Annotated in this window: 26 protein-coding genes and 1 tRNA gene; 14 read left to right on the top strand and 13 right to left on the bottom strand. The window is 67.0% G+C overall.

All coding sequences use genetic code 11. The annotated features are described in order from the left end of the window. Nucleotides 1-39 precede the first annotated feature (39 nt). Nucleotides 40-498 carry a thioesterase family protein gene (locus EEB19_RS06535; RefSeq protein WP_187584344.1) on the top strand — a complete coding sequence of 153 codons (459 nt, stop codon included), beginning with the start codon at nucleotides 40-42 and terminating at the stop codon, nucleotides 496-498. Between the two features lie 8 nt (nucleotides 499-506). Here EEB19_RS06535 and EEB19_RS06530 read toward each other — a convergent pair whose 3' ends face one another. Together EEB19_RS06530 and EEB19_RS06525 are read right to left on the bottom strand one after the other, a co-directional pair. Next, entirely contained in the window at nucleotides 507-1,745 is a 1,239-nt protein-coding gene (locus tag EEB19_RS06530; protein WP_187584342.1) for a hypothetical protein, read from the bottom strand. Between the two features lie 50 nt (nucleotides 1,746-1,795). After that, nucleotides 1,796-2,938, bottom strand: coding sequence for an acyltransferase (locus EEB19_RS06525; protein ID WP_187584341.1), 1,143 nt, complete (start codon nucleotides 2,936-2,938; stop codon nucleotides 1,796-1,798). A gap of 43 nt (nucleotides 2,939-2,981) precedes the next feature. On the opposite strand from EEB19_RS06525, the gene EEB19_RS06520 reads away from it, so the two are divergent. Further along, on the top strand, nucleotides 2,982-4,046 hold the full coding sequence (locus EEB19_RS06520; RefSeq protein ID WP_187584340.1) for a magnesium transporter CorA family protein: 1,065 nt from the start codon (nucleotides 2,982-2,984) through the stop codon (nucleotides 4,044-4,046). A gap of 325 nt (nucleotides 4,047-4,371) precedes the next feature. Here the strand turns inward: EEB19_RS06520 and EEB19_RS06515 are convergent, their stop codons facing one another. Beyond that, complete coding sequence (locus EEB19_RS06515) at nucleotides 4,372-5,046, bottom strand: helix-turn-helix domain-containing protein (RefSeq protein ID WP_187584339.1); 675 nt, start codon at nucleotides 5,044-5,046, stop codon at nucleotides 4,372-4,374. A gap of 193 nt (nucleotides 5,047-5,239) precedes the next feature. Here EEB19_RS06515 and EEB19_RS06510 point away from each other — a divergent pair, with 193 nt between their 5' ends. The 3 genes from EEB19_RS06510 to EEB19_RS06500 all read left to right on the top strand — a co-directional run bounded on the left by EEB19_RS06510 (nucleotide 5,240) and on the right by EEB19_RS06500 (nucleotide 7,987). Further along, on the top strand, nucleotides 5,240-6,055 hold the full coding sequence (locus EEB19_RS06510; RefSeq protein ID WP_187584338.1) for a class I SAM-dependent methyltransferase: 816 nt from the start codon (nucleotides 5,240-5,242) through the stop codon (nucleotides 6,053-6,055). Nucleotides 6,056-6,170: 115 nt separating this feature from the next. Next, on the top strand, nucleotides 6,171-7,301 hold the full coding sequence (locus EEB19_RS06505; RefSeq protein ID WP_262365484.1) for an alpha/beta hydrolase family protein: 1,131 nt from the start codon (nucleotides 6,171-6,173) through the stop codon (nucleotides 7,299-7,301). A 38-nt stretch (nucleotides 7,302-7,339) separates the two neighbouring features. Next, complete coding sequence (locus EEB19_RS06500; RefSeq protein WP_187584337.1) at nucleotides 7,340-7,987, top strand: DUF5701 family protein; 648 nt, start codon at nucleotides 7,340-7,342, stop codon at nucleotides 7,985-7,987. Between the two features lie 40 nt (nucleotides 7,988-8,027). Here EEB19_RS06500 and EEB19_RS06495 read toward each other — a convergent pair whose 3' ends face one another. Together EEB19_RS06495 and EEB19_RS06490 are read right to left on the bottom strand one after the other, a co-directional pair. After that, a complete protein-coding gene (locus EEB19_RS06495) occupies nucleotides 8,028-9,260 on the bottom strand; it encodes a multidrug effflux MFS transporter (protein ID WP_187584336.1) in 1,233 nt (410 codons plus the stop codon). A gap of 164 nt (nucleotides 9,261-9,424) precedes the next feature. Then, nucleotides 9,425-9,512 (bottom strand) — tRNA-Ser (locus EEB19_RS06490). 44 nt (nucleotides 9,513-9,556) lie between these two features. Between EEB19_RS06490 and EEB19_RS06485 the strand changes: the two genes are divergently transcribed. Continuing rightward, nucleotides 9,557-10,522, top strand: coding sequence for an NAD(P)H-quinone oxidoreductase (locus EEB19_RS06485; RefSeq protein ID WP_187584335.1), 966 nt, complete (start codon nucleotides 9,557-9,559; stop codon nucleotides 10,520-10,522). A gap of 22 nt (nucleotides 10,523-10,544) precedes the next feature. Here the strand turns inward: EEB19_RS06485 and EEB19_RS06480 are convergent, their stop codons facing one another. Further along, nucleotides 10,545-11,018, bottom strand: coding sequence for a MarR family winged helix-turn-helix transcriptional regulator (locus EEB19_RS06480; protein WP_187584333.1), 474 nt, complete (start codon nucleotides 11,016-11,018; stop codon nucleotides 10,545-10,547). 109 nt (nucleotides 11,019-11,127) lie between these two features. Next, the gene (locus EEB19_RS06475; protein WP_187584331.1) at nucleotides 11,128-12,324 is read right to left on the bottom strand and encodes a cysteine desulfurase-like protein; all 1,197 of its coding nucleotides are present in this window, start codon (nucleotides 12,322-12,324) and stop codon (nucleotides 11,128-11,130) included. Between the two features lie 83 nt (nucleotides 12,325-12,407). Between EEB19_RS06475 and EEB19_RS06470 the strand changes: the two genes are divergently transcribed. Genes EEB19_RS06470 through EEB19_RS06455 form a run of 4 tightly spaced genes read left to right on the top strand, consistent with a single transcriptional unit; the run spans nucleotide 12,408 to nucleotide 15,551 of the window. Continuing rightward, nucleotides 12,408-12,947 (top strand): bacterial proteasome activator family protein, encoded by a 540-nt coding sequence (locus EEB19_RS06470; RefSeq protein ID WP_187584329.1) that lies wholly within the window; start codon nucleotides 12,408-12,410, stop codon nucleotides 12,945-12,947. A gap of 25 nt (nucleotides 12,948-12,972) precedes the next feature. Beyond that, nucleotides 12,973-13,836, top strand: coding sequence for an ABC transporter permease (locus tag EEB19_RS06465; RefSeq protein ID WP_187584327.1), 864 nt, complete (start codon nucleotides 12,973-12,975; stop codon nucleotides 13,834-13,836). Between the two features lie 12 nt (nucleotides 13,837-13,848). Beyond that, nucleotides 13,849-14,658 carry an ABC transporter ATP-binding protein gene (locus EEB19_RS06460; protein WP_187584325.1) on the top strand — a complete coding sequence of 270 codons (810 nt, stop codon included), beginning with the start codon at nucleotides 13,849-13,851 and terminating at the stop codon, nucleotides 14,656-14,658. Continuing rightward, nucleotides 14,655-15,551, top strand: a complete 897-nt coding sequence (locus EEB19_RS06455) for a glycosyltransferase (RefSeq protein ID WP_187584323.1) — start codon at nucleotides 14,655-14,657, stop codon at nucleotides 15,549-15,551. Before EEB19_RS06460 ends, EEB19_RS06455 begins: the two co-directional genes overlap by 4 nt. Nucleotides 15,552-15,642: 91 nt before the next feature. Here EEB19_RS06455 and EEB19_RS06450 read toward each other — a convergent pair whose 3' ends face one another. Further along, nucleotides 15,643-17,058, bottom strand: a complete 1,416-nt coding sequence (locus tag EEB19_RS06450) for a DHA2 family efflux MFS transporter permease subunit (protein ID WP_262365483.1) — start codon at nucleotides 17,056-17,058, stop codon at nucleotides 15,643-15,645. Between the two features lie 100 nt (nucleotides 17,059-17,158). Here EEB19_RS06450 and EEB19_RS06445 point away from each other — a divergent pair, with 100 nt between their 5' ends. Then, nucleotides 17,159-17,638 carry a helix-turn-helix domain-containing protein gene (locus tag EEB19_RS06445; RefSeq protein ID WP_187584319.1) on the top strand — a complete coding sequence of 160 codons (480 nt, stop codon included), beginning with the start codon at nucleotides 17,159-17,161 and terminating at the stop codon, nucleotides 17,636-17,638. A gap of 31 nt (nucleotides 17,639-17,669) precedes the next feature. After that, nucleotides 17,670-18,359 carry an SDR family oxidoreductase gene (locus EEB19_RS06440; protein WP_187584317.1) on the top strand — a complete coding sequence of 230 codons (690 nt, stop codon included), beginning with the start codon at nucleotides 17,670-17,672 and terminating at the stop codon, nucleotides 18,357-18,359. 9 nt (nucleotides 18,360-18,368) lie between these two features. Here the strand turns inward: EEB19_RS06440 and EEB19_RS06435 are convergent, their stop codons facing one another. Beyond that, nucleotides 18,369-18,800 (bottom strand): pyridoxamine 5'-phosphate oxidase family protein, encoded by a 432-nt coding sequence (locus EEB19_RS06435; protein ID WP_187584314.1) that lies wholly within the window; start codon nucleotides 18,798-18,800, stop codon nucleotides 18,369-18,371. A gap of 132 nt (nucleotides 18,801-18,932) precedes the next feature. On the opposite strand from EEB19_RS06435, the gene EEB19_RS06430 reads away from it, so the two are divergent. Then, nucleotides 18,933-19,811: a TIGR03619 family F420-dependent LLM class oxidoreductase gene (locus EEB19_RS06430; RefSeq protein WP_187584312.1), complete on the top strand. Its 879-nt coding sequence runs from the start codon at nucleotides 18,933-18,935 to the stop codon at nucleotides 19,809-19,811. A gap of 3 nt (nucleotides 19,812-19,814) precedes the next feature. Here the strand turns inward: EEB19_RS06430 and EEB19_RS06425 are convergent, their stop codons facing one another. After that, the gene (locus tag EEB19_RS06425) at nucleotides 19,815-21,230 is read right to left on the bottom strand and encodes an NAD(P)/FAD-dependent oxidoreductase (RefSeq protein WP_187584310.1); all 1,416 of its coding nucleotides are present in this window, start codon (nucleotides 21,228-21,230) and stop codon (nucleotides 19,815-19,817) included. Nucleotides 21,231-21,234: 4 nt separating this feature from the next. After that, nucleotides 21,235-21,738, bottom strand: coding sequence for a GtrA family protein (locus EEB19_RS06420; RefSeq protein ID WP_262365482.1), 504 nt, complete (start codon nucleotides 21,736-21,738; stop codon nucleotides 21,235-21,237). Between the two features lie 128 nt (nucleotides 21,739-21,866). On the opposite strand from EEB19_RS06420, the gene EEB19_RS06415 reads away from it, so the two are divergent. Further along, the gene (locus tag EEB19_RS06415; RefSeq protein WP_187584308.1) at nucleotides 21,867-22,535 is read left to right on the top strand and encodes a DUF3137 domain-containing protein; all 669 of its coding nucleotides are present in this window, start codon (nucleotides 21,867-21,869) and stop codon (nucleotides 22,533-22,535) included. A 108-nt stretch (nucleotides 22,536-22,643) separates the two neighbouring features. Here the strand turns inward: EEB19_RS06415 and EEB19_RS06410 are convergent, their stop codons facing one another. Continuing rightward, nucleotides 22,644-24,653: an MDR family MFS transporter gene (locus EEB19_RS06410; protein WP_187584306.1), complete on the bottom strand. Its 2,010-nt coding sequence runs from the start codon at nucleotides 24,651-24,653 to the stop codon at nucleotides 22,644-22,646. Between the two features lie 88 nt (nucleotides 24,654-24,741). Next, nucleotides 24,742-25,572, bottom strand: a complete 831-nt coding sequence (locus EEB19_RS06405; protein ID WP_187584304.1) for an aldo/keto reductase — start codon at nucleotides 25,570-25,572, stop codon at nucleotides 24,742-24,744. Between the last annotated feature and the right edge of the window lie 27 nt (nucleotides 25,573-25,599).

Raw genomic sequence — 25,599 nt, 5'->3', positions numbered from 1 at the left:
GGATACTGATCGGTAACCGACAATGAAAAGCTTGCTCACATGAACAACTCATTCGCGTTCGTCGCGCACGTCCCGGTGCGATGGTCGGACATGGACGCCTTCGGCCACATCAACCACGCACGCATGGTGACGGTCATGGAAGAAGCGCGGATTCAGTGGCTGTTGTCCGGCGCCGGGAGCGAGGCGAGCGGGCCGGACGATTCAGCGGGTGACTCGTTCTATGGACTCATCAAGAGCGCAATGATCGTCCATGTCGACATCCGGTATCAGCGTCAGTTGCGGCACGAGGACTCGCCCTTGCAGGTCGGCATGTGGATCAAGGGTTTTCGTTCGGTCGACTTCACCATCGGCTACGAGATCCGCGCCGTCGGCGAGGACCCCGCGCTGAAGGCCGCCTGCGTGGCGAGCACGCAGATGGCGGTTGTCGACATCGAGGCGCACACGCTGCGCCGGCTGACGGCGCCGGAGAAGGAATACCTCGCGTCCTGGTCGCGCTGAGCGACCGCTCAGGACGGTTCGTACCGCGCGGGCAATTCCCGCGGTACGGCTGGGGAGATACGAGCGATGTTGCCCTGCAACACATCCCGATAGATCCGCAACTGCTCCTCGCCGCTGCGTACCTGCTCGCTCAGCCGCTTCGCGTTGTCGACGGAGATCTCGCGGTCGCCCGAGCGGGCGATGAGGTCGTCGATACGATCGTCGATGGTGTGGGCGCGATCGTATTCGGCGAGGACCCGAAGTTCGACGGCTGCGGACTCGACGACGGAGGCGACCTCACCGAGCGCCTGCACGCGGTCGAGGAGTTCGGTCCACACCGGCCTCAGGGTCGTCTCACGACGGTCGATGTGTTCGGCGAACGACCGGTCGAATCCGCCGTTGCGCTTGGCCCGGTCCAAGTCGATGCGAACCGCGCGCAGAGCGATCACGTCGGCGGCGATCTCCGCGAGTTCGGCGTGCAGATTGACCTGTGTTCGCTGGATCTCGAAGTGGTCGGACAGCCACGCCGGGTTGCGCACGATGCGGTCGTAGAAATGTCCCGCGACGAACAGCAGCGTCTCGTAACCGTCGACGAAGGCCGCCGACCCCGGGGTGCCGACGGGCGCCGTCGGCGACTCGGCGCGATCCGGGACCAGGATCTGACTCGCCCACTCGCCGGCCTGCGGGTAGCCGGACTTGTTGGCGACCTGTCCGACGACGCCGGCGAGCCGGTCGATCGCGGCCGTGCCGGCGCGGCGCACATATCCCGTCGTGTTCACGTTCGGGGTCGGCGTGCACATCAGGCCGGCGAAGAGTCGCTCCCGCTCGTCGATCTCGAGGTAGACGTTCTCGCGCCGTTCCCGGCGGATGGCGCGGGTCCCGCCGGCGAACACGCCCTTGGCGGTGACGAGCACCTTGCGGGCGTCCTCACGACGACGATGCATCCCGTTCAGGCGGTTGCGCATCACCGCGCCGACGACGCTCGGCATCATCGGGTTCGCCAGCTGATGCTCGGTCTGGCCGATCGCACGGGCAAGACGTCGAAGATCGCCGAAGCCGCCCGGCAGGACCGGCATCGGCAGACCGGTCGAGATCCGGCGGACCACGATCGCACGGCCGGCCGGCGTCAAGAATCCGGAGGCGACGAGGATGGCCGCGGTGTCGGAGAACTCGGGACGGTCACCCGGCACCCGCGACTGATCGCACCACGAGCGGATCTCGTCGCTCGTGGACGCGGCCCGTAGTCCTGGACGCCGGTGCTCGACCATGTGATGACCCTCGATTCCCCTACCGGACGCGGCAGACGTATACCCCGATGCTACCTGCGCGTAGCGACTGCTCCCGGGGTGCGAGCCCGCCACAACGGGCGCGTGAAGCGATGCAACACCCAGGCGACCGGCACGCTGACGACGGTCGCAGCGACGAACGCCACCGGCATCGAACCAGAGAACACGCCGTAACCGAGGACGTCCATCATGACCTCGAGCACGAGCACGTGGACGAGGAAGAACTCGTAGGAGATCTCACCGAGCCAGACCATCGGTCGGCTGCCGCACACCTGAGACCACCAGTCGCGGCCGTCACCGTCGTCGCGGGTGCCTCGGGTGCGAACCGTCAGCGGACCGATCAGCCCGACGGCGACGACGATGTACAGCAGATGTTTGACGATGGTCGCCGACGCCGTCGTCGGCGTGATGGTCGGTTCCCCCGCGATGGCGGTGCCGGAGGCGAGGAACGCGACCACGGCGACGCCGACCGAGAGCGTCGGATTCCAGCGTCGGATGAGGTGCGCACACACCGCCAGGAGCATCCCGGCGACGAACCAGCCGAGGAACGCCGGTGCCCAGAGACGCGCGGTCGGCGAGAGTCCGGCGCTGCCCGCGACCGCGACCGACCAGATCGGCGACACCAGCATCAACGTCAGCAATCCGACGATGAGCAGGTCGGGGCGCCAGCGTCGTCGGCAGACCGGCACCACGAGGACCCAGGCGATCACCGGCAGCATCAGGTAGAAGACGACCTCGGCGGCCAGACTCCACATCTGGGTGAGCCCCGAGTGCAGGTGCCCGAAGCCGTACACCTGCGTCAGCGTCATGTTCCGCAGAAAGCCCGCGAGACCGGTTCCCGTCGGCGATGCGTCCGGTGGGTCGTAGACGAGGAACAGTGCGTACACCGCGATCACCGTCAGCCAGTAGGCGGGCAGGATGCGCCGAGCCCGATGCCAGAAGTAGCGGCCGACCGACGGTGACGACCGTCCCTCGGCGAGGGCGTTCACCCACGGCGCGAAGAGGAGATAGCCCGAGAGCACGAAGAAGATCGCGACGCCGATCTCGAATCGGCTGAGCAACCGGCCGATGTAGTCGTCGGTGTAGTGGCCGGTCCAGAACGCCGCGTGGGTCAGGCACACCGAGAGTGCCGCGACGGTACGGATTCCGGTGAGTGCGGGAATCCGGGCAGCCATGCTGCGATCCTGCCATCGTTGCCCCGGGTGGCAGGATGTGGGCATGTCCGAACGCATCCGCGGTCAGATCTGGCGTGACGGAGAGAAGGTCGACGGCTTCGACCTCGACAAGATCTCGGACTGCCTCGCCGACGACGACCTCCTCGTCTGGGCCGACCTCGAATGCCCCACCCACGAGACCATGACACGGCTCGCCGACGAACTCGACCTCGATCCGTTCGCGGTGGAGGACACCACGGCGTCGGCCGAGCGGGTGAAGGCGATCCCCTACGCCCACCACATGTTCCTGATGGTCTATGCCGTCGTGCTCAAGGATTCCGATCGGTCCGGTGCCGCAGAGGTGCCGACCGAGAAGCCGGGCGCGGACACCGTCCTCCAGAACGGGCACACGGTTCCTGCTCAGCAGGCCAAAGCCTTTGACCTGCATCGTGTCTCGGTGTTCATCAAGAAGAACGCCTTCATCACCGTGCGGCTGTCGGCCGGGTTCGAGATCGAGCAGGTCGTCGAGCGATGGAATGAGATCGGGGGCGAACAGTACGGGATCGGGGCGCTGTTGCACGGGCTGCTCGACGTCGTCGTCGACGGGCATTTCGATGCCGTGCAACGCCTCGACGACTCCATCGAGGATCTCGAGGGGACGCTGTTCGACGAAAGGGTCGCCGGCAGTGCGCTGCAGCGCCAGACCTACGACCTCCGCAAGGACATCGTCGTGCTGCGCAGGGTGGTCTTGCCGATGCGGGAGGTGATCGGCACCATCCAGCGTCGTCGCCTCGACAACGACGCGCCACCCGAACTCGATCCGCACTTCTCCGATCTCTACGACCACGCCATCCGCGCGGCGGAGTGGACGGAATCGTTGCGCGACATGATCACCACCGTGTTCGAGACCAATCTCTCGCTGGCCGACGCCCGCCTCAACACCGTCATGAAGAAGCTCACCGCCTGGGCGGCGATCATCGCGGTGCCGACGGCCATCACCGGTTTCTACGGTCAGAACGTTCCGTTCCCCGGGTACACGCGCACCCTCGGGTTCGTCACCAGCTCGATCCTGATCGTCGTGGTCGTCGCCGGCCTGTATGTCAGTTTCCGACGACGGGATTGGCTCTGACCCCGAATCCGAATCCGAATCCGAATCCGAATCCGCCGACTGTGCCCTGTTTTTCGTCGATCGGGTCCTGAACGTCGCCGATCGTGCCCTGTTTTTCGCCGATCGGGCCCCAGATTTCGTCGATCGGGTCCTGGGTCGCCACCGAGCCGAGGCTCCCCGCGCGGCCCGCCTCTTCGAGCGCTCGTGGTGGGCACGATCAGTGAAATTCTGGACACGATCGGCGAATTCTGGAGCACGGTCGGCGAGATGGATCGACGAACACAGGTGGCTCGATTCGGCACGGCATTCTTGCCCAGGTCGAGCCAGTGCGCGAAGTAGGCGCGATTCAGGCGGGCCGCGGAATCGCCGCGGCGTTGCTCTGACCGATCCATCCGGGCACCTCACGCCGGACGTCGGAGGGCGCGAGGACCGTGATCCGGTTGTCGCTCAGGCAGGTCGGCCAATCGACGTCGCCGCGCCACAGTTCGGTGAGCGTACGCAGATCGGTGACAACGGTCGCGTCGACCTCATAGCCCGGGTGGAAGTCGCAGACCTCCGCCCGCCCATCGCTGACCACGAGCCACCACGAGCCCGCCTTGCCGATGACATCACGAAAGGTGAACTCCACCATGGTTCGTCGTCGTGGCCAGCGGTCGATGGGGACGGTGCGATGCATGTCCCACATGAGCAGGTGCGGATCGAGGTCGGCGTCGCCCAACTCACCGATCCACCGGGTCCCCCACGCACTCAACGCCGTCACGACCTCGGTGAGCTCCTCCCCCTTCTCGGTGAGGGTGTACACCGATCGACCACCGACCTCGGTTCGGCGGATCACGCCGGCGCGCTCGAGCCCGCGTAGCCGCTTGGTCAGCAACGCCGGCGACATCTTGGGGACGCCTCGTCGTAGCTCGTTGAAATGTCTACTGCCCAAGAGGAGTTCGCGGACGACAAGGATCGTCCAGCGTTCGTCGAGCAGCTCCATCGCCTTCGCCACCGGGCAGAACTGTCCGTAAGAGGTCATCGTGTACCCACTTCATGTCGACGCCCATCCCAGTACACACCTCTTCCGACGGCGTGACCAGTACAGATTGTGAACCGGGGGTGGTTCAGATCTTGATCTGGCAGGCCATCATCGCGCGGAGGGATGCTGACCTGCGTCAGAACCGACGACGTCATGTCCCCGACGTCATTCGACGAGATGAAGGAGCACCACCATGTCGATCGACGACATCTCCACCGACGCCGCACTCAAGTCCAAGCATCGCGCCCTGTGGGCGTCGGGCGACTATCCCGCCGTCGCCGACGTCATCGCCCCCCTCGGGCCACGCCTCGTCGAGGCCGTCGGCATCACCTCCGGCGACCGCGTCGTCGACGTCGCGGCCGGCGCCGGGAACGTGGCGATCCCCGCAGCAGCCGCCGGCGCACATGTCGTCGCCACCGACCTCACCCCGGAACTCCTCGAGGTGGGCGAGAGGCGCGCCCCGGACTCCGGAATCGTCTGGCGCACCGCCGATGCCGAGGATCTTCCGTTCGACCCGGACGCCTTCGACGTCGCAACCTCCTGCGTGGGCGTGATGTTCGCGCCACATCACCAGAGCTGCGCCGACGAACTCGTCCGCGTATGCCGGCCGGGCGGGCGTATCGGGCTGATCAACTGGACACCGACCGGATTCATCGGAGAACTGTTCGCCGTCATGAAGCCGTACGCGCCGCCTCCTCCTCCCGACGCGCAGCCCGGAGTCCTCTGGGGCGACGACGACCACGTGCGGACCCTGTTCGGCGACCGCGTCCGTGACATCACGGCCACCACGGAGAGCCTGCCGGTCAGCCGATTCGACGACGGCGCCGCCTTCCGCGACTTCTTCAAGGCCACCTACGGGCCGACGATCACCACTTTCCGGACAATCGCCGACGACGCGGACAGGGTCGACGAACTCGACGCCGCGATGGCCGCCCTGGCCGACCGATATCTGACGGACGGGCAGATGCACTGGGAGTACCTGCTGGTGACAGCCACCGTCGCGGGCTGATCACCACCGCGTCCCGGATCGGTCTCGGCACGGGCGCCGCATCGGACATCTCCGGCATACTCGAGATGTTACGGATGTGGCGCAAGTGTCGTGTGTGATTCGGGAGGTAACTGCGGTGGCGGGACGGAAACGCGTGGCGGGCTCGATGACCACGCTGGCGGTGGTCACGTTGCTGATGTGCACGCCGGCCGCGCCCTCCGTGCAGGCCGCTCCCGACGCCGGCCCGCCGACCACTGTGTCGCCTGACCCCGCCCCACCGAACCCCGTGTCGCCGACCACGGATTCCCCGCAGACCGCTGATCCGGACACGACCGGCGATCCGCGGTCGGCCCGTGGCACGTCGAACGGCTCGGACCGATCCCGGGCCTACGTCATGTCGTCGACACCGTTCGGCGGTCGCGAGCGGCTCAAGGTGTGGTCGCCGGCGATGGCACGTCCGGTCACCGTCGACGTCCAACGGCCCTCGTCGTCGGCCACGGGGTCGCGCCCGACGCTCTACATGCTCGACGGCGCGGAAGCGCACACCGAGGAGTCCGGCTGGTACGCGATGACCGATCTCGCGACGCTGGCCGCCGGCGACGAGCTCACCGTCGTCACCCCGGTGGGCGATCCGCACAGCTACTACACGGACTGGCGGGCGGTCGATCCGGGCGTCGGCAAGAAATACATGTACGAGACGTTCCTGACCCGCGAACTCCCGCCCCTCATCGACGGCGAGTTCGGCGGCAACGGCCGCAACGCGATCGCCGGCGCCTCGATGGGCGGGGTCGCCGCACTCACGCTCGCCGCGCGGCATCCATCGCTCTACCGCGGCGTCGCGGGATTCAGCAACTGCGCCAACATCTCCAGTCTGCAGAATCAGCTGCTGACGAGTTGGGACGTGAGCCGCGGTGGTGGCGATGCCGCCAACATGTGGGGACCGGTCGGCGATCCGGCGTGGGCCGACCACGACCCTTATCTGTTGGCGGAGAAGCTGCGCGGCAGGACGATCTATCTGTCGACGGGCAACGGCCTGCCGGGCAAATACAACAACCTGCTCGGCGACCCGGTCGACGAGACGTTCCGCGGCATCATCGGCGAACTGGGATCGTCGTTCTGCACACGACAGATGACCGCGCGACTCTCCTCACTCGGCATCCCGTACACCGCCAATCTGCACACGACCGGCACCCACAAGTGGGGCTATTGGAAGGACGAACTCGCCATCGCGTGGCCAGTGCTCATGCGCTCGCTCGGATTGCGCTGAGCAGCAACCTTTTTCAGATCATCGGTACAATCCATGTGATGAGCGCGCCGATCGTCACTTTTCCCGACCTTCCGACCCAGGCCCGACGGCTGATCGACCTCGGCGTCGGCCGGATCGCCGGCATCTCCGACGCCGATCTCCTCGCCGCAGCCGTCGACGCACCCGACGGCACACTCCTGGTGCCGGGACCGGAGCTGATCGCCCCGTCGGCGTTGGCTCCGTTGCTCTCTCGTGCCGGCAAGCCCGGGTTCGTCGTCGTCGACATGACCGACCTCGACGACTTCGCACCCATCGCGGGCATCGACGTCCCGGCCGGTCCGTTCTACACGATCGATGGCGTGGATCGCGGCGACGAGATGCTGAACTGGAGTCCCGACGAGGCGCTCCCGGCCATCACCGGCGCCGGACGGACGCCTCTGACCGTCGGCGAGGGCATCGCGTGGCTGCTGCAGCAGCCCGACCGCCTCGAATCGAACAAGTGCTTCATGACCATCGGTTCGCGGCTCACCAAACCGAACGGCAAGCTCGATGCCCGGACCCCGGCGATCTGGATCTCCGGTGGCACCGGCCGCGACGGTCGCGACCGCAAGAACGCACCCAAGGTCGGCTGGTGCTGGGCGGGCAACCGCCACACGTGGTTGGGATTCGCGTCGGCGGCAGGGCGGCAGGCGCTGTCGGCGGGGTGACCTGTGGTAATCGCCCTCCGATGGAGTGCGGTCGTCCACCTCACGCCGTGAACGCGGCCTCGCCGTCGGGGTGTCGCGCCGCGTAGCGGCGGGCGAGGACGAAGCAGGCCAACGCGAGCACTGCGGAGCCGACCATGACGCACGCCATCGGGACGGCGGTGTCGTCGCCGGCGAGCCCGCCGAGCGGGGAGACCAGACCGCCGACGAGGAACATCAGGCCGCCGAGCACGGCACTGCCGGCACCCGCGGCGTCACGGGTGTGCTCCATCGCGAGCGCGGCACTGTTGCCCATCACGAAGCCCACCGAGGTCACGGCCACGAAGAGCGGCACCACCAGCAACACCGGCTTCGACGACAGCGACGCGCCGAGGACGCACACCGACGCGACGAGCAGCACCGGCAACGCCACACGAATCGTGTGCGCGGGATGAATCCTCCTGCGGGAGAGTCGGGCTGCCACGAGACCCGCGGCGGTCATGCCGAGTGCGTTGACCGCGAAGCACAGCCCGTACACCATCGACGACGTCCCGAGCACCCGCTGGTAGACGAACGACGAACTCGAGATGTAGGACATCAGCGCACCGAACGCGAACGCCTGGGTGAACACGTAGGCGAGAAAGGCCGGCCGGCCGAATCGGCCGAGCAGATCGCGGAAGCCGAGTCGGGAGGCCCGCTCATCGCGCGGCAACGTCTCCGGCACCGACGTGATCGCCAGGATCAACTGGATGACTGTCGCAGCCAAGATGACCGCGAGCACGCCGCGCCACGACACGTGTCCGGCCAGGACACCACCGATGACCGGCGCGATCACCGGGGCCAGGCTTTGAATGGTCATCATCAGCGTCATCGACCGGGCACCTGCGAAACCGAGGAGGAGGTCGGCGATGATCGCGCGGGCGATCACCATGCCGGCCGCGGCCGCGACCGCCTGAGCGAAGCGGGACGCGATGAGGATCTCGATGTTCGGTGATGCGACCACGACGACGCCGGCGAGCACGGCGACCGCCGACCCGATCAGCAGCGGTGTGCGCCGACCGTACCGATCGGACACCGGACCCCAGAGGACCTGTCCGACAGCCACACCCACCAGGAACGCGGTCAGGGTCAGCTGCACCTGGGTGGCGTCGGTGTGCAGCGACTCCTTCACCTCGATGAAGGACGGCAGGTAGAGGTCGGTCGCGATGGGAGCGGTGGCCGACAGCATCGCCAGCGCGAACAGCAGCAGCGGACCGAGACCTTCGCGGCCTTCGCGGGAGGGGCTCGACGACGTCACCGGGTGACGATAGCCCCGCGTCCGACGACCGATCAGATCCACCCCGGATGTGGAACATCACCGTCGGACGAAACCCGGGTGATGTTTCACAATCGAGGTGTCTGGCGCGGTCGGTGGTCGAACCGGCGACGGACATGTCGCCGGTGACAGCGCTGCCGACCTGTTGGCGGAAGCGGAGGGATTTGAACCCCCGGTGGTTTTACCCACGCTCGCTTTCAAGGCGAGTGCATTCGGCCGCTCTGCCACGCTTCCCTGCGCATGAGGCTACTGCAGAAACTGTGACTAGCATCGGCAGGGTGCGCGCCATAGCCGGAACCGACCAGCTGTCCGTCGTCACCGTCGAGGACCCCGAGCCGGGTCCGGGCGAGGTCGTCATCGACGTCGTCGCGGCCGGGGTGAATCGGGCGGACCTCCTGCAACGACAGGGCAACTATCCTCCCCCGCCCGGCGCGTCGGACATCCTCGGGCTCGAGGTGTCCGGACTGATCTCGGCGGTCGGCCACCGTGTGACGGCCTGGTCCGTCGGCGACGAGGTGTGCGCGCTGCTGGCCGGCGGCGGGTACGCCGAGAAGGTCGCGGTGCCCGCAGTGCAGGTGCTGCCGAAGCCGCCGACGGTCGATCTGGTGTCCGCCGCCGCCTTGCCCGAGGTCGCGTGCACGGTCGCGTCGAACCTGTTCGACGCCGCACACCTACAGGGCGGCGAGCTGCTGCTGATCCATGGCGGGTCGAGCGGTATCGGTACGCACGCGATCCAGGTGGCCCATGCGCTCGATGTGCGAGTCGCCGTCACCGCCCGCACGCAGGCCAAGCGCGACTTCTGCCGCGATCTCGGCGCCGACATCGTGATCGACTACACCGCCGACGATTTCGTCGACGTGATCCGCGGCAGCGGGGGCGCCGACGTCATCCTCGACATCATGGGCGCGAAGTACCTCGAGCGGAACGTCAAGGCGCTCAACACCGGCGGACGGCTCGTGATCATCGGCATGCAGGGCGGTGTGAAGGCCGAGCTGTCGATCGGTGCGCTGATGACGAAGCGGGCCGCCGTTCTCGGTACGACCTTGCGATCGCGCCCGGTGACGGGCGCCGGCTCGAAGGAAAAGGTCGTCGAGGCGACCCGCCGGATCACGTGGCCGCTGATCGACACCGGACGGGTGGCGCCCATCGTCGATTCGACGTTCCCACTCGCCGACGCGGAGGCCGCTCACGCCCGCCTCGACAGCGGTGACGCCATCGGCAAGGTGCTGCTGACGATCGGATGACGCGCGGCGGATGGTCCCGCCGTCAGTCGGTGCGGCGCGACGACAGACCGGCGTCGATCTTGCGGAATACCTCACCGAAGGTCTGATACTCGTCGGCACTGAGCCGATCGATGACCAGTTGGCGGATGACCGTGTCGCGGACCGCCATGTGCCGGTCGAGCACCCGCCGCCCGTGGGCGGTGATCCGGACGAAGCGATGCCGCCCGTCGGTTCCGCGTTCCACCCGGCCGACCGACCCCTCGTCGATCAGCCGGGTGATCTGCCGCGACACCGTGCTGACCGTCATGTGCACGGCCGCCGCGAGCTCACTGATACCCCGCTCCCGCTCATCGGCGAGGGCCTCCAGGATTCGCAGGTCCACCTGCGACATCCCGTGCTCCGACATCGCCGCGTTGATCTCGGCGAACAGGCCCCACCCACCGCGGACGACGGTCCGCCAGATCTCTCGTTCGGACTCCTCGAGTGGCCGGTCGTCTTGTCCGGCTGTTGCGCACATCAAGCCTCCGCGCCCAATACGACAACCTTCATTGTCGTAAACCTAGCGGCCGCGATGGCGGATTGCGAGTCTCCTCAGGTGCTTCTCAGACAACCGACCCACTAATCGTTCAACCGAGTGAACCGAGAGCCCGCACCAGGTGATCCACCTCATATGGCGTCGAGTACGGGCCCAGTCCGAGGGTCACGGCACCGCCGAAATCGCCGGCGCCCATCCGTGACAGGGCGCGGCTCGGCGCGTCGGCGATGGCGCAGATGCCGTTGTCGGCGAGACGTCGGACCACCTTGTCCGCGCTGATGCCGTCGAAGGTGAAGCTGACCGCCGGCACCCGGTCCTCGACCGTGCCGACGAGATTCACCTGGTTGAGGTGCTGCAGGGTCGTCGTCAGATAGAAGGTGAGTCGCTGCAGGTATTCGTAGACACCGTCGAGAGCGGTCACCAGTCGCGGTCGTCGTTTGCCGATCGCATCGTCGTCGAGCGACGCGAGGTGTTCGACGGAGGCCACCAGGCCGGCGAGCAGCGCGCCCTGATGCGGTTCCGACTCGAATCGTGCCGGTCCCTCGGCTCGCGGGTCCATCGACACCGAACGCAGCCGGTCCATCGCTGTCGCACTGCGGAACGCCATCGCCGACACCCGAGGTCCTCCCCACCGTTCGGCGGAGACGAGGACGACGTCGGCGCCGAGCCGCGCGATGTCGAGCGAGAGGTAGGGCGCCGCACTGCTGGCGTCGACGACGAGCAGGGCACCCGCCTCCTTCGCCAGCGCCGCGATTGCCGACACATCGGTGATCGCCCCGATCGTCGACGACGCGAGGGTCACCGCGACGACGGCCGTCCGCTCGTCGACGAGATCGCGGTACTGCCAGGTGGGCAGCGCGCCGGTCTCTACATCGACCTCGGCCCAGCGCGTGGTGGCGCCGTGGTTCTCGGCCGCGCGCAGCCACGGCACGATGTTCGGTTCATCGTCCTGACGGCTCAGGACCACGTTCCCGCCCAGCCAGGTCGTCACCGGCAGCGCCTCGGCGAGCCCGGTGACCAACGCCGACCGAGACGGTCCGAGCACCACCGTCGACGGGTCGGTCGCGAGCAGGTCGGCGACGGCACGTCGGGCCCGATCGACAGTGTCGGCGGCGGCACGCGCCGCCGGGTAGACGCCGCCCGGTGTCGCCGCCAACTGACGGAAACCGGTGGACACCGCGGACGCCACCGAGTCCGGGATCTGCATCCCGACCTGCGGATCGAGGTGAATCCAGCCGTCGCCGAGCGAGGGAAACAATCCACGCACGTGTGCGACGTCGAAGGCCATAGATCACACGATAGACAGGGGGTATCGCGCCCATGTGCACATGCCTCGAGCACGGCACACCTGCCTTCGGCACAATGGGCTCCATGACTTCTGGACCGTTCCCCGGCAACGACCCTCGGACCACTGCCTCCGGCGAGGAGCCCGACAACGTGGTCGTCGTCGGCGGTCAGACGGCGGGTGTCGACGACGAGGAGGCCAACAGTGTCGCCGACATGGTCGAGCAGCCCGCGAAGGTCATGCGTATCGGCACGATGATCAAGCAGCTCCTCGAGGAGGTGCGTGCCGCTCCGCTCGACGAGGCGAGCCGCAACCGTCTGCGCGAGATCCACCAGTCATCCATCCGCGAACTCGAGGACGGCCTCGCACCCGAGCTGCGTGAGGAACTCGAACGCCTCGCGCTGCCGTTCACCGACGACACGACACCGTCGGACGCCGAGCTACGTATCGCGCAGGCCCAGCTCGTCGGCTGGCTGGAAGGCCTGTTCCACGGCATCCAGACCGCGCTGTTCGCCCAACAGATGGCGGCGCGCGCGCAGCTCGAACAGATGCGTCAAGGACAGCTCCCGCCCGGTGTGATGACCGGCGGCGGACCCCACGGACCCAGCACCGGGCAATACCTGTGACGCCCCGCTTGTATGCTGGGTCCCCGTGTCATCGGTAGTCAGCGGCGAGGTACCCCCCGCACCAGCGTCGTCGGACTCACGCACGCTGCGGCGCGCGCTCAGAGATCTCGACGTCGGACTGCGGACATCCGAGTTGTGGCTGCATCTGGGATGGCAGGACATCAAGCAGCGTTATCGGCGATCGGTGCTGGGTCCGCTGTGGATCACCGTCGCCACCGGCGTGACCGCGGTCGCGATGGGACTGCTCTACGGCGAGCTCTTCGGCATGGACATCAAGGTGTTCCTGCCGTACGTCGCGCTCGGCTTCATCTTCTGGAACTTCATCCAGAGCTCGATCCTCGAGGGCGCCGAGGTCTTCGCCAAGAACGAGGGACTGATCAAGCAGATCCCGGCCCCGGTGAGCGTGCACGTCTACCGGGTCGTGTGGCGGCAGCTGATCATCTTCGCGCACAACGTCGTCATCATCGTGCTGTTGTTCGTGATCTTTCCGCCACCGCTGCACTGGTCGGTGTTCCTGGTGATCCCGGCGATCGGGCTCTACGTACTCAACTCGGTGTGGGTGGCCATCGTCTTCGGCATCCTGTCGACCCGCTTCCGCGACATCGGTCAGCTGCTGACCACCGTCGTGCAGCTGGTGTTCTTCATGACGCCGATCATCTGGACCACCCAGAGCCTGGGCAAGACCTCGGGCGGCCAGGAGTCATCACGACTGAAGCTTGTCGAGCTCAATCCGATGTATCACTACCTCGACATCGCCCGCGGACCGCTGCTGGGACAGTCGGTGGCGTTCTACCACTGGGCGATCGTGATCGGCTGTACCGTTCTCGGGTGGGTCATGGCGTTGATCGTGATGCGCAATTACCGCGCCCGCGTGGCGTACTGGGTGTAGGGACGACGAGACATGGCATCTGACAGCAAGGTTCGCGTCGACACCTGGGACGCATGCGTCGACTTCCCGATCTTCGACGCCAAGACCCGTTCGCTGAAGAAGTCGGTGATCGGTGCCGCCGGCGGTGTGATCGGTTCGACCGATTCCAATGTGGTGGTCGTCGAGGCACTCAAGGGCATCAACCTGCATCTCGAACACGGTGACCGCATCGGGCTCGTCGGACACAACGGCGCCGGCAAATCCACACTGCTACGTCTGCTGTCGGGCATCTACGAGCCCACCCGCGGCTCGTGCCAGGTCCGCGGCCGGGTGGCCCCGGTGTTCGACCTCGGTGTCGGGATGGACCCGGAGATCTCCGGCTACGAGAACATCATCATCCGCGGCATGTTCCTCGGCATGACCCGCAAGGAGATGCTGAAGAAGATCGACGACATCGCGGAGTTCACCGAACTCGGTGACTACCTGCAGATGCCGCTGCGTACGTATTCGACCGGCATGCGGGTCCGAGTCGCGCTCGGCGTGGTCACCAGCATCGATCCCGAGATCCTCATCCTCGACGAGGGCATCGGCGCCGTCGACGCCGACTTCATGAAGAAGGCCCGTACGCGCCTGCAGGCGCTTGTCGAACGGTCGGGAATCCTGGTGTTCGCCAGCCACTCCAACGAGTTCCTCGCGCAGCTGTGCGATCGCGCCCTCTGGATCGACCATGGTCAGATCCGTATGGAAGGCGGCATCGAGGAGGTCGTCGACGCCTACGAGGGTCCGGCCGCTGCCGCGCACGTCCGCAAGGTGCTTGCCGAGGTGGAGGACAAGCCGCGATGAGCGAACGGGTGGTCGCGGTGGTGGTCACCCACCGACGCGCCGAGCTGCTCGCCGGTTCTCTGGCGGTGATCTCGGGTCAGGACCGTCCCGTCGATCACCTCATCGTCGTCGACAACGCGTCCGAGGATCGGGTCGCCGAACTGATCTCCGGGCAACCGATCCCGACGACCTATCTGGGATCGCAGCGCAACCTCGGCGGCGCAGGCGGATTCGCGCTCGGGATGTTGCATGCGCTGGCGATCGGCGCGGACTGGATCTGGTGCGCCGACGACGACGGTCGCCCCGACGGTCCGACGGTGCTGAGCACGTTGCTCGACTACGCCCACCGACGCAACCTCGACGAGGTGTCGCCGGTGGTGGCGAACATCGACGACCCGGACACGCTCGCCTTCCCGCTGCGACGCGGAATGGTGTGGCGGCGCAAGCGTTCTGAACTGTTTGAGGAAGATGACTCCGATTTCCTGCCCGGGATCGCCTCGTTGTTCAACGGCGCGCTGTTCTCGGCCCGCGCGATCGAGGAGATCGGCGTTCCGGATCTGCGACTGTTCTTCCGGGGCGACGAGGTGGAAATCCATCGTCGGCTGCAGCGCTCCGGCCTCGCATTCGGCACCTGTCTGACGGCCGGCTACCTGCATCCCGACGGATCGGACGAGTTCCGTCCGATCCTCGGCGGGCGCATGCACACCCAGTATCCGGACAACGAGACCAAGCGCTATTTCACCTACCGCAACCGTGGATACCTCATGAGCCAGCCGGGCATGCGCAAACTCATCCCTCAGGAGTACGCCCGGTTCGGATGGTATTTCCTTGTGCAGCAACGCGATCCGAAGGGATTTGCGGAGTGGCTGCGTCTGCGGCGGCTGGGTCGTCGGGAGCGGTTCGCGCGGCCGTAGGGCGTGACCTTTCGTGACGCGGCGCTCGTACCTCGCGCCGCTCCTCAGGGATCAGAGTGTTTCCGACCCCTGAGGAGCGAGCCTGCGAGCGTCACGAAGGGGCGTCATCAACCCGCCGTGGCGTCATCCCCAACGCCGTCACCGCGCCGCCGACCGCGACCGCACCGAGCACCCACCACGCTTCTTGAAAGCCTTGGTGCGCAGCGGCATAGCCGACCGGCCTGCCGAGGATCGCGACGAGCAGGCTGACGCCGAGCGCCATGCCGATCTGACGGCTCATGTTGACCACGGCACTGCCGGTGGCCGATTGGTGCGCGGGTAGGTCCGCGGTCGCCGACGACAAGATCGAAGGCAGGGCGAGCCCGACACCGACGCCGCCGATCAGCCATCCGGGCAGGATCTCGGTCGCGTAATCGGGTGTGGCGTCGACCGACATCGCGATGATGATCCCACCGAGACCGAACAGGACACATCCCGCGGACACGATGGCACCCACCGGAATTCGTGCACTCAGACGGTGGGCGACGGCGGCGAAGATCGGCACCATGAGCGGCCCGGTGGACACCGCGAACCCGGTCTTGATCGCCGAGTACCCCCAGACCTGTTGCAACCAGAGGATGTTGGCGAGCAGGGCTCCGGCGAACGGGATGGCGAACAGCACCGCCGTCACATTCGCGAACGAGAAGGCACGCACCTTCAGCAGCGCCGGGTCGATCACCGGCTCCGGACTCCGGACCGAACTCGCGACGAAGGCGGCGAAGGTGCCGACCGCGACGATCCATGCGCCGATGATCCGCGCGTCGGTCCAACCCCACTCGGGACCCTCGACCAGTCCGAGCGTCAGCGCGCCGATCGAGACGGCGAGCAGTGCTGCACCGACGAGATCCGGTAGTCGGGTGACGATCTCGTTGCGCGACCGTGTCAGCATGACCGCGCCCGCTGTGAGGGCGGCGAGCCCGACCGGGATGTTCACCAGGAACACCCAGCGCCACGACGCCTCGACGAGCAGTCCCCCGACGGCGGGCCCCAGGGCCGCCGCCAACGCGCCCGTGGCCGCCCAGATCCGCACGGATCGTGCCCGCACCTGCGGCGGCATGGTGGACACGACCAGTCCCAGACTCGCGGGGGTCAGGATCGCGGCGCCGACGGCCTGCAGGCAGCGGAATGCCACGAGCCACCAGATGTCCTGCGCGGCAGCGCAGGCCGCGCTGGCGACCGTGAACAGAGCGAGCCCGATGAGGAAGCCACCCTTGCGGCCGTACCGATCGACGATCCGCCCCGCAGGCACGAGCAGCGCGGCGTAGATGATCGTGTAAGCGTTCAGCACCCATGACAACTGCGACAATCCGGCGCCGCCGAGATCGCGGCCGATGTCGTCGAAGGCCACATTGACGATGAACACGTCGAGGCTGGCCATGAACGCGGCCGACGACAAGATGAGGAGCACGAGGCCCGGGCGCGTATGTCGCTGCGTCGGCGTGACCGCCGCGATTCCGGTGGCGGTCACCGGGCCACCCCGTTGAGAACGGGTGAACGTTTGATGAGTTGTTTCACGCAACTCAGCAAAGCACCTTGAGTTGCATCATGCAACTCGCTACGCTGACACCATGCGTCGCGCCACCTTCACCGACATGAACTGCTCGGTCGCCCAGACCCTCGAGATCATCGGCGAGTGGTGGACGTTGCTGATCATCCGGGACGCCCTGTTCGGGGTGACACGCTTCGACGAGTTCTCCACTCGCCTGGGCATCGCCCGCAACGTACTCACCCAGCGCCTCGACACTCTGGTCGAGCACGGCGTGATGGTCAAGGAGCCGTACCAGGACAAACCCGTGCGCTACGACTACCGGCTGACCGACAAAGGCCGCGACCTGTGGACCGTGTTGTCGGCGTTGCGTCAGTGGGGCGACAAGTGGGCCGTCGACGGCCCGCCGCCGGTCGTCACCAGCCATCGCTCCTGCGGACACACGATGACGGTCGAACCCGTCTGCTCCGAGTGCGGCGAACGCGTCACCAGCGGCTCGCTCCGAATCCATCGCGGCCCCGGCGCCGACGAGCACACGCCGTTGCCGACGACGACCCCGTGACGGCACGATCAACCGAAAGGACATACTCACCGTGCAGATCGACAACCGCACCGTTCTGGTCACCGGAGCATCCGGCGGCCTCGGACTCGAGTTCGCCGCGCAGGCACTCGATCGCGGCGCCGCGAAGGTCTACGCCGCCGCTCGGCGCGAGATCCCGCTCGACGACCCGCGATTGGCCCCCATCCGACTCGACGTCACGGACTCCGACAGTATCGCCGCCGCCGCTTCGACCGCGTCGGATGTCGACATCCTGATCAACAACGCCGGAATCATCAGCGGATCATCACTCCTGGAATCACCGATGTCCGAGATCCGGGATGTGTTCGAGACCAATGTCTTCGGTGTCCTCGAGATGACGCGGGCCTTCCGCCCTATCCTGGCCGCACGTGGCGGAGGAGCAGTCGTTGACATCGCATCCGCGTTGAGCTGGATCGCGATGCCGGGCGCGTATTCGCCGTCGAAGGCCGCGTTGTGGGGACTGACCAACAGCTTGCGGGCAGAGCTCGCCGGGCAGGGCACCCAGGTTCTCGGCGCTCACCTGAGCTACGCCGCCACCCCGATGACAGTCGACGTGATCGACGTCCCCAAGCTGGATCCGCAGGCCGTCGTCGGGATCGTTCTCGACGCACTCGAGCGCGGCGACGACGAGATCATCGTCGACGACATCACCGCCGCAGTGCGTGCGTCCCTGTCGACCAACACGACCGCCGCCCTGATCTAGCGCCGAACCTCAGAAGCTGAACCGCCGCACCTCGTCGGGCCGGATCACCATGCGACGCTGATCGTCGGACACGATCTGCTCGAGTTCGCGCGCACGGTCGGGATCGTCGAGGTCCCAATAGCGCTTGGCCAGGCGAGCGGCCAGCTCGTGTGCACCGTCGGTCTCCACGGTGACCGTGCCGGCGACCGACACCCACCGCTCACGCTCACCCACCGGGGCCGCGACCACGAGCGAGGCCCGTGCATCCCGGCGCAGTCGCCGGATCTTCAGTGACTCGGGTTCGGTGAACAGTTGCACCGCCCCATCCGTGGTGACCTCAAACCACACCGGCCGCGGTTGAGCGGGTACCGGACCGGAGGCCGTGGTCAGGAATCCGTGGAGGGGGCGACTGAGGAACTCGATGTCGTCGGCGGTCAACTCACTGTTGTCGCGGTTCGTCATGTGGGCTCGAACGCCACGCGTAGTCGGACAATTCCGACCCGCCGTCCGGGAGCATCCGAGAACCGCTACCGCAAAAGAACTAGAACGTGTTCTACTCTGGGGTGAAGACCGTCACACGTCACGAGGAGCACGATGCGCTTCACCTTCGCCGAGGCCATGACCGACCCGACCTTCTATCCGCCGCTCGCGCAGGCCGCGGAGCAGGCCGGATACTCCGGTTTCACCATCCCCGATTCACTCGCGTATCCCGCGGAGTCGGACGCGACCTACCCGTACACGCCCGACGGCAACCGCGAGTTCCTCGACGACAAGGCGTTCATCGAGACCTTCATCCAGGCCGCTGCGCTGGGCGCGGTGACCGAGACGATCCGGTTCACCCCGTTCGTCGTGAAGCTGCCGGTGCGCCCGCCGGCCCTGGTCGCGAAGCAGGCGAGTTCGGTCGCCTTCCTGACGAACAACCGATTCGCACTCGGTGTCGGCACCAGCCCGTGGCCCGAGGACTACGACTTCATGGGCGTCGACTTCAAGCGGCGCGGCAAGCGCATGGACGAGTGCATGGACATCATCCGTGGCCTCACCACCGGCGAGTACTTCGAGTTCCACGGGGAGTTCTACGACATCCCGAGGATCAAGATGACGCCCGCTCCGACCGAGCCGATTCCGCTGCTGGTCGGCGGCCACGCGGACCTCGCTCTGCGACGGGCCGTGATCCGAGGCGACGGCTGGATGCACGGTGGCGGCCCCGCCGAGGAACTCGACGAACTGCTCGACAAGATCGCCGACATCCGCAAGGCGGAGGGAAAGACCAACGATCCGTTCGAGATCCACGTGATCTCAACCGACGCCTACACTGTCGACGGCTGTAAGCGGCTGGAGGACAAGGGCATCACCGACGTGATCGTCGGCTTCCGACTCCCCTATATCAAGGGTCCGGACACCGAGCCCCTGGAGAAGAAGATCGAACATCTGAACTGGTACGCGGAGAACATCATCGCCAAGGTGAACGGCTGAGGGTCACCGTTCGAGGAACCGGAGCGCGGCGTGCGCGGCGTGATGACCGCACATGCCGTGGACTCCTCCGCCGGGCGGTGTCGCCGACGAGCACAGGAACACGCCCGGCACACCCGTCGCGTATGGATTCGGGGACAGGCGCGGACGTGCCAGCAGATGGATCAGATCGTTCCTGCCGCCGCCGATGTCGCCTCCGACGTAGTTGGTGTTGCGCTCCTGCAGCCGGGCCGGACCGGCGCTCACCGAGTCGACGATCCGGTCGCGAAAACCGGGTGCGAACCGCTCGATCTGGGCGGTGATCACCTCCGTTGCGTCGCCCGTGTAGCCCTGCGGCACATGCGCATACGCCCACAGCGGCTTCAGCGTCCCAGACGCGCGGGACGGATCGGCGAGCCATTGCTGCCCGACCAGGGTGAACGGACGCTCCGGCATCCGGCCGGACGCGACTTCTCCTTCCGCGGCGACGATCTCGCTCACGTCGCCACCGAGATGCACGGTCCCGGCGCGTCGACAGCCCTCGGCGATCCAGCCGACCTCGCCGTCGATCAGATAGTCCACCTTGAATGCGGCGGGTCCATGACGGAAGGTGCTGTACCGGCGGAACATCCGCCGCGACAGCCGATCACCGAGAATGCGTGCGGCCGCCCCGGGCATGACGTCGAGCAGGACGAGGTCGGCGGAGTCGAGCTCGTCGACACGTGCGATCGCCTGCCCGACGGTGATCGTCCCGCCGGCATCGATCAACGCCGAGGCCAACGCCGTCGCGATCGCCGACGACCCGCCCTCGGCGACCGGCCATCCGTGACGATGCCCCGCCGCGAGCAGCATCAGGCCGGCTGCCGCCGAACCGGGCCGGTCGAGTCGGGTGAACGCGTGCGCGGCGACACCGCCGAACAGCGCGCGGGCCTCGTCGGATCGGAAGACGCGGGCCAACGCGGATGCGGGGTAGAGCGCCCGATGTCCGAACTCCGCCAGACGCACCGGGTGCGCGGGCATTCGGATCAGCGGACCGAGTATGTCGGTCGACAGGTCGTCGAAATCGGCTGCGACACCGCCGATCATGTCGCGCCACACGGATTCGTCGGCATCGAGCCCGGCCGCGGTGTCGGAGACCGAGCGGTACAGCAGTGCGGCCCGCCCGCCGTCGAGCGGATGCGCGCAGTCGATGTCGGGATACCGCCAGCGCAGCCCGTGGTGTTCCAGGCCGAGTGCACGGAATGCCGGTGACCCCGCGCCCAGCGGGTGGAAGGCCGAACAGTGGTCGTGCACGATGCCGGGGCGAAGCAACTCCGAGGATCGCGTGCCGCCGCCGATCTCGTCAGCCGCCTCGATCACACGGACCGCGATCCCCTCGCGGGCCAAGGTGAGGGCCGCGGTGAGACCGTTCGGTCCGCTGCCGACGACGACCGCGGTGGTCATCGGGTCACCGTATCCGGAAGATGACCAGACGTTGGACCACGAAGTTGATCACCGTGGCCGTTCCCTGCGCGATGACGTAGGCGATGAAGCTGTAGAGGATCGTCACCGGCCACATGTGCGACAACCAGGTGTAAAGCCCGACATTCACGAAGAACGTGACACCGTACAGCGCGGCGACCGCGACGAATCGCAGCGCGCTCGGCTCGGCTTCGAAGGTCCAGCGGCGGTTCAGCAGGTAGGCGGTCGTCGTACCGAGGATGAAACCGAAGGACTTGGCGATCCAGAACGGCGTGCCGACGACGTACTGCAGCAGCAACGTGAGACCGAAATCGAGGACCCCGGACCCGGCACCCGTGATGGCGAATCGGATGATCTGCGTCTTGAGGTCGACGTTCGTCGAGGCCTCACCGTCGTTGAGTGGCAGTTCCAACGGAGTCGGCGCGTGGCGGGTGGTGTAGTCCTCGTGGCGCTGTCGATGCTCGTCAGAGCCGGATTCGGGTCGAGACACGCCACAACCCTAGTCCAGCCGTCGATCGGATGGCCGATGGCGGTGAAAACAGACCCACCCCTACTGTGGTGGGCGATCTGTGACCATCGGGGGCCACGCAGTCGGTCGCCAGACGGGGGGAAACGAGCGTGCCGAGCAGTGTCATCGTCATCGCCGTGATCATCGCGGTGATCGTCATCGGGAGCTGGTCGCTGCGGCTGTATCTGGCCGTACGACGACGCAGGGAGCGCATGGCGTTCGCCGCCGACCGCGGGTGGGAGTATCTCGGCGACCAACAGTCCTTCGCCGACCAGTTCCAGGGCCCGCCGTTTCGGGCGTGGGGACAGGGGCGTGTGCACGACCTGATGGCGGGCCGACATCGTGACCGCAACGTCTGGGTGTTCGAGTACGAGTACACCGAGAAAGACCGGGACGACGACCGCGAGACCACTCGCCACCATCACCACATGATGTGGGTCGTGGGGTTGCCCTGCGCCATGCCGGATCTCGAGGTGCGGCCCGAGGGGCTGCTCGGCGGGCGGGTCGCCTCTGCGCTCGGATTCCAGCGAATCCGGCTGGACCGCCCCGACTTCGACGCCGATTTCCTGGTGAAGTCCTCGGATGAGGCCTTTGCCCGTCGGGTGTTGACTCCCGAGGTCGCCGACCGCCACCTCGGGGTCCGCGACTTCGACTGGCGCTTCGAGGGCACGTACATGGTGTCGTTCGAGGATCGCCGGCTCGAACTCGACCGACTGATGCCGCATCTCGACATGATGTGCGACATCCTCGACCGCATGCCCGCCGACGTCTGGGCCTGACCGGATTCGTGAGTCGTCGGCGTCGGCCTTCGTGACGCATCGCTCGTACCTCGCGAGGCTCCTCAGGCACCAGGGGTCGCCGCGTATCGAGACCACGGAACCGCCAGATCAACCGTTCCCGGTCGCGACCAGCCCCGGCGGGGGCGCTTCGTCGTGCAGGCGGCGCGCGATCTCGTCGAGCATGTCGTCGACGTCGGCCTCGTCGCTGCCCGGATAGTCGGCGATGAAGTCACGCAGCCGCCGACGCTGCGCCTCGAGCAATCGCTGCGCCTCGGCGTCACCCTCCGGTGTGATCGCCACCAACCCGTGGTCGATCGTGACCATGCCACGCGCGGCCAGCGACCACGCGGTCCGCTCGACGACCTCGTGCGGTGACTGCGACGCCTCGACCATCGCGGAGATCTCGCGGGTCCCCTCCTCCGACACCCTGCTGACCATCCACGCCTCGCCGCGCGTCAGCGAACTCTGGGCCGTCTCGACGACGAGTTCCCAAGCTCGCAGCCGGTCATCACGGGCGAGGGTCTGCCACACCTTGAGCCGCAGTTCCTCGAGCGAGGTGCGCGCCGACGGCATGCCGAACGTCTCGCCCGGGTCCGGGGTCTTGGTGACGGTCCGCAGCGACACCTCCGGCAGCAGCCACGACAGTGCGAACGCGATGGCGCCGATCGGCACGGCGACCAGGAAGACGACGTGGAACGCATCGGTGAATCCGTCGAGGAACCAGTCCTGGACGTCCGGTGGGCAGGACGGCAGCGAGAGCGTCGAGGCCTCCAGCACCTCCGCCGAGCACCGGCCGACCGCACCCGGCGGCGGCTCGCTGGTGAGCAGGGAGTCGAGTCGGGTGTTGAAGACCGCGCCGAAGGCGGCGACGCCGACCGACGACCCGATGGTGCGGAAGAAGGTCGCGCCGCTGGTCCCGGTGCCGAGGTCGCGGTATTCGACGGCGTTCTGCACGGCGAGGACCAGCACCTGCATCACCATGCCGAGCCCGACGCCGAGGATGAACAGGTAGACGCTGGTCAGGACCTCCGACGTCGTGCGGTCCATCGTCGACAACAGATACAGCGCGACCGTGAAGATGCCGCAACCGATGATCGGGAAGATCTTGTACCGGCCCGTCCGGCTGATGATCTGGCCACTGCCGATCGAGGTGATCAGCAGGCCGACCATCATCGGGATCATCCGCAGCCCGGACGAGGTGGCCGTGGCACCCTGCACCGATTGCAGGAACAGCGGCAGGAACGTGATGGCCCCGAACATGGCGAAGCCGACGACGAATCCGACGGACGCGGAGATGACGAACACCCGGTTGGTGAGCAGCCGGATCGGCAGAACCGGCTCAGGAGCGCGGAGTTCGACGAAGACGAAGGCGACCACCGCGACGACGGAGAGTACGGCGAGTCCCAACACGCGTGGGGAGGTCCAGCCCCACAGTGATCCGAAACTCGTGACGAGCACGATCCCGGTGGCCGCGCCGGCGAGCAACAGGATGCCGAGGTAGTCGATCGACGGTTTGACCGTCGCCGTGGTCGACGGCAGCACCAGGATCACGGCGATGAGCGCAACGACGCCGATGGGCAGGTTGATGTAGAACACCCACCGCCAGCTGAGGTTGTCGACGAAGAACCCGCCCAGCAGCGGGCCGACGACACTCGCGAAGCCGAACACGGCACCGAACACACCCTGGTAGCGGCCACGTTCGCGGGGCGGTACGACGTCGCCGATGATGGCCTGCGCCAACACCATGAGGCCACCGGCTCCGACGCCCTGCAATGCGCGGTAGGCGATGAGCTGGGTCATCGACGACGCCGTGCCGCAGAGTGCCGACCCGATCAGGAAGATCACCACGCACGCGATGAACAGGTACCGCCGGCCGTAGAGATCGCCGAGCTTGCCCCACAACGGTGTGGTGGCGGTGGTCGCCAGCATGTAGGCGGTGACGACCCAGGTGAGATGTTCGGCGCCACCGAGGTCGTTGACGATCGTCGGCAGCGCGGTCGACACGATGGTCTGGTCGAGGGCCGCGAGCAGCATCGCCAGCATGAGCCCGCCGAAGATGGACAGGACCCGACGCTGATCGAGTTCCTCCGACGGCGCGTCCGATGCGGCCGCAGTCATGTAGGGCCAACCCTCATGGGCCCGACCTTACGACCGGAGCGCTGCGACGGCAGGCGGTTCGGCGGATCCCCCGTCGCCCGGTTGAGGTCTAGAACTCCTCTTCGACGTCGGAGTCGCGGGCCGCCTTCTCGCCGCGATCGAGGCCGGCGAGCGCACCGAGATCGTCGGTGTCGAACCGGAAGTCGAACAGGTCGGCATTCTCGAGCTGGCGTCCGGTGTGCGACGACTTGGGGACCACACCGATACCGTGCTGCACCGACCAGCGCAGCGCGATCTGCGTCGGCGACTTGCCGTACTTGCGCGCGAGTTTGATCACCGCGGCCTCGCCCAGCATGCCCTCCTTGCGGCCCGTCGGATGCCAGGCCTGGGCATGAATACCCTTCTCCTCCATGAACTCCCGCAGACCGGTACGCGCCAGCGCCGGTGAGCACTGGATCTGGTTGAGCGCAGGCCACCGCCCGGTCTCGTCGTAGAGCATCTGCAGATGATGCTGCTTGAAGTTCGACACCCCCGCGGTCCGGATGAACCCCTCGTCGGCCAGGGTGAGCAACGCCTTCCACGAGTCGACGGTGCGTCCGAGGCTCGGGCACGGCCAGTGGATCAGGTAGACGTCGATGTGGTCGACGCCCAGGCGGCGCGCACTGTCCTTTGCGGCGTTGATCGCCTCGTCGAATCCCTGATCGCCGCCGCCGAGCTTGGTCTGCACGACGACCTCGTCCCGGTCGACGCCCGACTCCCGAAGTCCGAGACCGACACTGCGCTCGTTGCTGTAACGGCTTGCGGTGTCGAGCAGGCGATAGCCCGCGCGCAATGCGCCCGCGACGGCCGAGACGCCCGGCCGGCCCAGCATGTCGAACGTGCCGAGGCCGACCATCGGGATCGAGTACCCGTTGTTCAACTCCACTGACGGAATGTCCACTCACCAAGGATAGGTCCAACCCGACAT

This window comes from Gordonia sp. OPL2 (assembly GCF_003797825.1).
Taxonomy (GTDB): Bacteria; Actinomycetota; Actinomycetes; order Mycobacteriales; family Mycobacteriaceae; genus Gordonia.
The sequence above is the reverse complement of the archived record's forward strand: the minus strand, read 5'-3'. Positions and strand labels throughout refer to the sequence as shown.